The sequence below is a fragment of the Chryseobacterium pennipullorum genome, assembly GCF_003384725.1.
In the GTDB taxonomy this organism is placed as follows: Bacteria; Bacteroidota; Bacteroidia; order Flavobacteriales; family Weeksellaceae; genus Chryseobacterium; species Chryseobacterium pennipullorum.
The window spans coordinates 1-694 of sequence record NZ_QNVV01000051.1 but is presented as its reverse complement, the minus strand read 5'-3'; the positions used below and the strand labels follow the sequence as shown (position 1 = coordinate 694).

Annotated in this window: 1 protein-coding gene; it reads left to right on the top strand. The window is 34.9% G+C overall.

Going from position 1 to position 694, the window contains the following annotated elements; translation table 11 throughout:
* A partial coding sequence (locus DRF67_RS21305; protein ID WP_165851855.1) for an IS3 family transposase occupies positions 1–666 on the top strand: 666 nt, incomplete at its 5' end.
* Between the last annotated feature and the right edge of the window lie 28 nt (positions 667–694).

Below are 694 nucleotides of genomic sequence, written 5' to 3'. Positions count from 1 at the left end.
ATCACTTTAGTTATGAAAGAACGAGGGATTATTATTAATCATAAAACAGTTTTGAGGCTGATGAAAACTCTGGGATTGAAAAGCATTATTAGGGTCAAAAAATACAGATCTTACCGAGGAGAACAAGGAAGGATAGCACCTAATATTCTGGAGAGGAATTTTAAGGCAGATCAGCCAAACAGAAAATGGGCCACTGATGTGACCGAATTCAACGTCTCGGGCAGTAAATTGTATCTTTCGCCAATAATTGATCTGTACAACGGTGAAATTATCAGTTATGATCTTTCGGAAAGACCTGTTTTTACGCAGATTATGAATATGCTGAAAAAAGGGTTTAGGAAAATCAACAATACTGAAAACCTCATTATCCACTCTGATCAAGGCTGGCAATATCAGATGAAAGCCTATCAGCATCTGTTAAAAGAAAAAGGAATCATCCAAAGTATGTCCCGAAAAGGAAACTGCCTGGATAATGCGATAATAGAAAACTTCTTTGGAACTTTAAAATCTGAGATGTTTTACACTAAGAAGTTTAAAACCATTGATGAACTCAAAAAAGAAATAAAGGAGTATATCAATTACTACAACAACGACAGGATAAGACTTAATCTAAAAGGAAAGAGTCCGGTACAGTACCGAACTCTTTCATATAATAATATTGTTTAATTTCGTCTAAACTTTTGGGTGCAGTCTA